The sequence below is a fragment of the Streptomyces avidinii genome, assembly GCF_014650695.1.
Classification (GTDB): domain Bacteria; phylum Actinomycetota; class Actinomycetes; order Streptomycetales; family Streptomycetaceae; genus Streptomyces; species Streptomyces avidinii.
The window spans coordinates 135648-142935 of sequence record NZ_BMVL01000019.1 but is presented as its reverse complement, the minus strand read 5'-3'; the positions used below and the strand labels follow the sequence as shown (position 1 = coordinate 142935).

The following is a 7288-nucleotide window of genomic DNA, read 5'->3' as shown; positions in this document are numbered from 1 at the left end:
GCCCTTTCAGCCTCGCCGGCGATCGAGGCGCGGGTCCGGGCAGAGCCCGGGGAACGGTGGAAGGGCGGGTGGGGGACGAGCCCCGCAGGGCCCCGGTCACCGGCCCGGCCCGCTCACGGCGGAGAGACCCCGCCCGGGCTTCGCCGGACGGAGTTCGGCGAAGCCGCCCGAAGCCCGGGAGGCGCGCCGGCGCCGAGCGGTGCGAGGACGGCGTCAGGAAGTCGTGTGGCGGCGGGCGCGGAGGGCCAGGCTGAGGGAGAGGACCGTCTCGGGGTCGTCCAGGTCCGTGCCCAGGAGCTCCGAGATGCGGGCCAGCCGGTTGTACAGCGTCTGCCGGTTCAGGTGGAGCTCACGGGCCGTCTCCGCCTTGCGGCCCGCATGGGCCAGGTACGTCTCCAACGTGGGCAGCAACGGCGGCCGCGAGGCCGTGTCGTGCGTGCGCAGCGGTCCGATCGCGCGCTCCACGAAGGCCGCCAGGTCGGGGTGCTCGCGCAGCCGCCACAGCAGCAGGTCGATGTCGAGGCGCTGGGCGTCGTACCAGGGGCGGGCCGGCAGCCCGTGCGCGGCCGTCGCGGTCTCCGCGGCATGGCGCAGGCCCGCCGAGGCGGCCGCCCAGCCCCCCGCGACGCCGACGACCACGGCCGGCGGGGCGTCGGCCCGCTCCAGGCCCGCACGTTCGACGCCCGCCCGCAGCGCGGCCGAGACCCGGTCGGCCACCGCCGTGCGCTCCGACTCCGCGCGCAGGGAGACCAGTAGCGGAACCCGGCCCTCGACCGGGCGGACGCCCAGTAGGACCGGCACCCCGACGGACGACAGCTCCTCCAGCACCGCGCGCGCCAGCACCGCCCAGTTGCCCGACGGGCCGAGGTCCGAGGAGAGCCGCATGACCACGGGCAGCAGCGGCCCGCCGCCGGGCCTGAAGCCCAGGACGCGGGCCTGCGCCGGGGCGTCCTCCGCCGAGATGCGCCCCTCCGCGAGGTCCGTCAGGAAGTCGCCGCGGCCGCGCGCCGCCAGCTCCTCCTCCTGCCGCGCCTGCATCAGGACGACGGCGAGGACGCCGGCCGTGCGTTCGGCCGCCATCCGGTGCACCGGGAGCAGCGGGGCCGAGACCCCGACCAGGACGACCCGGGCCCGGACCGATCCGGTGCCGTGGCCGCCGCCCGGTACGTCGACCACCACCGTGTTCGCGGAGGGCTCGGCCTCGCGGTGGCTCCGCAGGCCCTCCCACACCTGGAGCGGGTCGGCGCCCGCGTCCGCGGCCGTGCTGCCGGCCGCGTACAGGAGCTGGCCGTCGGGGGTCTCCAGGAAGACCGGGTTCCCGGTGAAGTCGGCCAGGATCCGCAGGACCTGAGGGATGCCCCCACCGCCCAGCAGGGCCTCCGTACAGCGCCGGTGGACCTCCTCGGCCCGCTGGAGCAGGGCGTAGTGGTGGTTGACGATCTCGGTGTGCACCTCCTCCGTGACCGCCACGAACGCGACCTCCCGGTGCAGCTGGACCAGGGGCAGCCCCGCCGTGCGCGCGGTCTCCACGATCGTCGCCGGCAGCCGGCTGAAGCGCGGGCCGAGTTCCACCACCAGGGCGGCGATGCCCCGGTCCGCGAGGCGGCGTACGAAGGCGCGCTGCTCGGCCGGCCGGGTGCCGAGTCCCAGGCCCGTGGTCAGCAGCAGCTCGCCGCCCTTGAGCAGGGAGGCGATGTTGGGCACCTCGCCCGCGTGCACCCAGCGGACGGTCCGGCCCAGGCGGTCGGCGCAGGCCACCACCTCCGGCAGGCCGCCGCGCAGCCCCGGCAGCTCCAGTGCCCGCTGAACCGTGATCCCGCCCTGGTTTTCCATATCGCGGGACGCTACCGGCCGAACCGTCTCCATCGTCAGGCGGGCCGGATGTTGTGGTTGAAGCGGAAGATGTTGTCGGGATCGTACCGGCGCTTCAACGCGCCCAGCCGCAGCATGTTCTCGCCGCCCATGCCCGCGACCAGCCGCTGGGGTCCCTCGTCGCCGGTGAAGTTGAGGTAGACCGCGCCGGTGCTCCACGGCCGGGCGTCGGCGCGGACGTCCTTGACCCACTGCCGGCAGCGCTCGTCGTCGGCCGCGTCCTCCCAGATCCCGAACGGGTGCACCGCCCACGGCGCGTCGCGGTACGGCACCGGGTACTCGGCGGGGCCGGAGGCCACGGCGCCGCCCTGCGGGAAGACCAGGTGCTGGGTGCCGGTCGGTACCGGCATGGTCTCGGCGCGGGCGCAGAAGGCGTCCACGAACGCGTCCGGGCAACCGGTGAGGTACTCGGCGGACCAGTAGTTCCGCATGCCCGGCGGGTCGTCGATCATGCACTGGAGATCGGCGTACGGGATGGCCGTGACGATCTCGGCCTCGTGCGGGACGGCCAGCAGCGGCTCGGCCAGCCTGCGCATCTCCTCCTCGGGGCCCGCGTACGTCAGCAGCGCGCCGGCCACCAGCCGGCCGACCAGGTGCGGCGGGACGAACTCCTCGGGCGGGCCGGTCAGGTAGAGGGCCGCGCCGGAGGCCTCGGGCGGTGCCGCCTCGATGACGTCCCGGTACGTACGGACCACCTCGGGCCCGCGCTCCGGCAGGTACAGCACGAGCGCGATCGACATGGCGGGCAGTTCGTACAGCCGCAGGGTCAGCGACGTGGCGATGCCGAAGTTGCCGCCGCCGCCGTGCAGCCCCCAGAAGAGTTCGGGGTGCTCCTCGGCCGTCGCGTGGATCAGTTCGCCCTCGGCGGTGACCAGGTCCACGCCGAGCAGGTTGTCCACCGCCAGGCCGAACTTCCGGTCCAGCCAGCCGCTGCCGCCGCCCAGGACGTAGCCGCCGACGCCGGTGGTGGAGGCCCGGCCGCCGGTGGTCGCCAGCCCGTAGGGCTCGCAGGCCCGGTCCAGGTGGCTCATGGTGGCCCCGCCCTCGATGTGCACGGCCCCGGCGGCCGGATGGACCGTCACCTCGTGCATCCGCCGCAGGTCCACGACGAGACCGCCGTCGTTGAGGGACATCCCGGCCACGCTGTGCCCGCCGCCGCGCACGGCGATGTTCAGGTCCAGTTCCCTCGCGAAACGCACCGCCGTGATCACGTCCGCGGTGCTCTCGCACTGGGCGATGACGGCGGGTCTGCGGTCGATCATCGCGTTGAAGAGGGTCCGGGCCTCGTCGTACCCCGGATCCTCCGGGGCGAAGACCTCGCCGGACAGATCCTCGCGGAGCGCGGTCAGGGCCGTGCCCGCTTTCGACAGGGGAGCCATGGCTGCCCCCTTCCACCGGAGGGAGGGCATAGGACCCTTCCAGGGTAGGCGGGGACGATCACCGGGGCGCGGCGAGAAAACCCGCGGCCCCGGCGAGTCGCGGGTTGCCTAGCCCCCGTACGCCCCGCTGGCCGTCAGCCGCAGGGCCGTGTCGATCAGCGGAACGTGGCTGAAGGCCTGCGGGAAGTTCCCGACCTGGCGCTGCAGCCGCGGGTCCCACTCCTCCGCCAGCAGGCCCAGGTCGTTGCGGAGCGACAGCAGCCGTTCGAACAGCCGCCGCGCCTCGTCGACCCGGCCGATCATCGCCAGGTCGTCGGCCATCCAGAACGAGCAGGCCAGGAAGGCCCCCTCGTCGCCCTCCAGGCCGTCCACGCCGGCCTCCTCGCCCGCCGTCGGGTAGCGCAGGATGAAACCGTCGGGCGTGGACAGCTCGCGCTGGATCGCCTCGATGGTGCCGATGACCCGCTTGTCGTCCGGCGGCAGGAAGCCCATCTGCGGAATCAGCAGCAGGGAGGCGTCGAGCTCCTTCGACCCGTAGGACTGGGTGAAGGTGTTGCGTTCCTTGTCGTAGCCCTTCTCGCACACGTCCTGGTGGATCTCGTCGCGCAGTTCGCGCCACCGCTCCAGCGGGCCGTCCGCGTCGCCGCTCTCGATCAGCTTGATCGTGCGGTCCACGGCCACCCAGGCCATCACCTTCGAGTGCACGAAGTGGCGGCGCGGGCCGCGCACCTCCCAGATGCCCTCGTCCGGCTGGTCCCAGTGGGTCTCCAGGTAGCGGATCAGCTTGAGCTGGAGGAGCGAGGCGTAGTCGCTACGGGCGAGCCCGGTCATGTGGCCCAGGTGCAGGGCCTCGGTGACCTCGCCGTACACGTCGAGCTGGAGCTGGCCCGCGGCGCCGTTGCCGACGCGGACCGGGCGGGAGTTCTCGTAGCCGGGCAGCCAGTCCAGCTCGGTCTCGCCGAGCTCCCGCTCGCCCGCGATCCCGTACATGATCTGGAGGTTCTCCGGGTCGCCGGCGACCGCGCGCAGCAGCCACTCGCGCCAGGCGCGGGCCTCCTCGCGGTAGCCGGTGCGCAGCAGCGAGGAGAGGGTGATGGCCGCGTCCCGCAGCCAGGTGTAGCGGTAGTCCCAGTTCCGGACCCCGCCGATCTCCTCGGGGAGTGAGGTGGTGGGCGCGGCGACGATCCCGCCCGTGGGGCCGTACGTGAGGGCCTTGAGGGTGATCAGGGAGCGGATCACGGCCTCCCGGTAGGGCCCGTGGTACGTGCACTGGTCGACCCAGTCGCGCCAGAAGTCGGTGGTCGACTCCAGGGCCGCCTCGGCGTCGGGGGTCTCGGGCGCGTCGCGGTGCGAGGGCTGCCAGCTGATGCTGAAGGCCTTCCGGTCGCCGGGCCCGACGGTGAAGTCGGAGTACGTCGTCAGGTCCTTGCCGTAGGTCTGCGCGTCGGCGTCCAGCCAGACGGAGTCGGGACCGGCGACGGCCACGGTGCGCCCGTCGACCTTGTGCACCCAGGGCACGACCCGCCCGTAGCTGAAACGCATCCGCAGCGCCGAACGCATCGGCACGCGACCGCTGATGCCCTCCACGATGCGGATCAGCTGCGGTGCGTGGTCCTCGCGGGGCGGCATGAAGTCGATCACGCGGACCCTCCCGCGCGGGGTGTCCCACTCCGACTCCAGCACCAGCGAGTCACCGCGGTAGCGGCGGCGGGTCGCACGGGGGGCCTCGGTGCCCGCCGGGAACGACGGGCCGATCCGCCAGAACCCGTGATCCTCGGTGCCGAGAATGCTCGCGAACACGGCATGCGAGTCGAAGCGTGGCAGGCAGAGCCAGTCCACCGCTCCGTCCCGGCAGACCAGTGCTGCGGTCTGCATGTCCCCGATCAGTGCGTAATCCTCGATGCGCCCGGACACGTGCATCTCCAGTCGAACGGCCACGTCCGCCCCGAAGGGCGCTTGCATTGCGCGTTTGCGCGGTCTCCTGTGTGCAGGGATCTCCGCGTGAGCCCATGATTCCGTATATCGGCTCGGTTAGGCCGTCTGACGGACTGCCCGGCGGTGATGTGTGCAATATCCGAGCAGGATATGACGGCACCCTAGTGATCTACGTGAGGCCCGGAAGAATGAGGCTGGGCCGAACGGGTGAGCAGCGGCCGTGCCGCCCCGGCGCACTCGGACACCCCCGGACGGAGCGCGTGCGCCGCGTGCCCGGAGGCGGACCGCTCCGGGCGCTGATAGGCTGGTACCCCGTGGACCGGTGGTCTGCCTGTGCGAATCAGGAGCCCCGAAACCGCAGCTTCGGCGCCCCCTGAGACCCTTCCGGATCGACGGTGGCCGGCGTCGGACGCACCTCACCTCGCGACCACGGGAGCCCCCTCTTGGCGATGCCGCCCAAATCCATGACGACCAAGCACATCTTCGTCACCGGGGGTGTCGCTTCCTCCCTCGGCAAGGGCCTGACGGCCTCCAGCCTGGGTGCGCTGCTGAAGGCGCGCGGTCTGCGGGTCACGATGCAGAAGCTCGACCCGTACCTGAACGTCGACCCCGGCACGATGAACCCGTTCCAGCACGGCGAGGTGTTCGTCACCAACGACGGCGCCGAGACCGACCTGGACATCGGCCACTACGAGCGCTTCCTCGACGTCGACCTCGACGGCTCGGCGAACGTCACGACCGGCCAGGTCTACAACACCGTCATCGCCAAGGAGCGCCGCGGCGAGTACCTCGGTGACACCGTGCAGGTCATCCCGCACATCACCAACGAGATCAAGCACCGCATCCGCCGCATGGCGACCGAAGACGTGGACGTCGTCATCACCGAGGTCGGCGGCACCGTCGGCGACATCGAGTCGCTGCCGTTCCTGGAGACCGTCCGCCAGGTCCGCCACGAGGTCGGCCGCGACAACGTCTTCGTCGTGCACATCTCGCTGCTGCCCTACATCGGCCCCTCCGGTGAGCTCAAGACCAAGCCGACCCAGCACTCGGTCGCGGCCCTGCGCAACATCGGTATCCAGCCCGACGCGATCGTGCTGCGCGCCGACCGTGACGTGCCGACCTCCATCAAGCGCAAGATCTCGCTGATGTGCGACGTGGACGAGGCGGCCGTGGTCGCGGCGATCGACGCCAAGTCCATCTACGACATCCCGAAGGTCCTGCACACCGAGGGCCTGGACGCGTACGTCGTGCGCAAGCTCGACCTGCCCTTCCGCGACGTCGACTGGACGGTCTGGGAGGACCTGCTCGACCGCGTCCACAACCCCGACCACGAGGTCAAGGTCGCGCTCGTCGGCAAGTACATCGACCTGCCCGACGCCTACCTGTCGGTGACCGAGGCGCTGCGCGCCGGCGGATTCGCCAACAAGGCCCGCGTCCAGATCAAGTGGGTCACCTCCGACGACTGCAAGACCCCGGACGGCGCCGCAGCGGTGCTCGGCGACGTGGACGCGATCTGCGTGCCCGGCGGCTTCGGCGACCGCGGTGTCAACGGCAAGGTCGGCGCGATCACCTACGCCCGCGAGAACAAGATCCCGCTGCTCGGCCTGTGCCTGGGCCTGCAGTGCGTGGTCATCGAGGCCGCGCGCAACCTCGCGGGCATCGACGACGCGAACTCCACCGAGTTCGACGCCTCCACCCCGCACCCGGTCATCTCGACCATGGAGGAGCAGCTGGCCTTCGTCGAGGGCGCGGGCGACCTGGGTGGCACCATGCGTCTGGGCATGTACCCGGCGAAGCTGGCCGAGGGCTCCATCGTGCGCGAGGTCTACGGCGACCAGGCGTACGTGGACGAGCGCCACCGCCACCGCTACGAGGTCAACAACGCCTACCGCGGCGAACTGGAGAAGAAGGCGGGCCTCGTCTTCTCCGGCACCTCCCCGGACAACAAGCTCGTCGAGTACGTCGAGTACCCGCGCGAGGTGCACCCCTACCTGGTGGCCACCCAGGCCCACCCGGAGCTGCGCTCGCGCCCGACCCGCCCGCACCCGCTGTTCGCGGGCCTGGTCAAGGCGGCCGTGGAGCGGCAGCAGTCCGCGAAGTGA

General features: G+C 72.0%; 4 protein-coding genes. 1 reads left to right on the top strand and 3 read right to left on the bottom strand.

Annotation, left to right across the window (positions count from 1 at the left end):
• Positions 1-213: 213 nt before the first annotated feature.
• The 3 genes from IE257_RS34345 to IE257_RS34335 form a co-directional block, all read right to left on the bottom strand.
• Positions 214-1833 carry a PucR family transcriptional regulator gene (locus tag IE257_RS34345; protein ID WP_189973749.1) on the bottom strand — a complete coding sequence of 540 codons (1620 nt, stop codon included), beginning with the start codon at positions 1831-1833 and terminating at the stop codon, positions 214-216.
• Between the two features lie 35 nt (positions 1834-1868).
• Entirely contained in the window at positions 1869-3251 is a 1383-nt protein-coding gene (locus IE257_RS34340; RefSeq protein ID WP_189973748.1) for an FAD-binding oxidoreductase, read from the bottom strand.
• A 108-nt stretch (positions 3252-3359) separates the two neighbouring features.
• Positions 3360-5171: a glycoside hydrolase family 15 protein gene (locus IE257_RS34335; protein ID WP_189973775.1), complete on the bottom strand. Its 1812-nt coding sequence runs from the start codon at positions 5169-5171 to the stop codon at positions 3360-3362.
• A 464-nt stretch (positions 5172-5635) separates the two neighbouring features.
• On the opposite strand from IE257_RS34335, the gene pyrG reads away from it, so the two are divergent.
• On the top strand, positions 5636-7288 hold the full coding sequence (pyrG, locus tag IE257_RS34330; RefSeq protein WP_189973747.1) for a CTP synthase: 1653 nt from the start codon (positions 5636-5638) through the stop codon (positions 7286-7288).

What these genes read in the sequence shown, in the direction of transcription:
- IE257_RS34345 (WP_189973749.1), bottom strand. Translation starts at nt 1,833, where the DNA reads ATGGAAAACCAGGGCGGGATCACGGTTCAGCGGGCACTGGAGCTGCCG.
- IE257_RS34340 (WP_189973748.1), bottom strand. Translation starts at nt 3,251, where the DNA reads ATGGCTCCCCTGTCGAAAGCGGGCACGGCCCTGACCGCGCTCCGCGAG.
- IE257_RS34335 (WP_189973775.1), bottom strand. Translation starts at nt 5,171, where the DNA reads ATGCACGTGTCCGGGCGCATCGAGGATTACGCACTGATCGGGGACATG.
- pyrG (WP_189973747.1), top strand. Translation starts at nt 5,636, where the DNA reads ATGCCGCCCAAATCCATGACGACCAAGCACATCTTCGTCACCGGGGGT.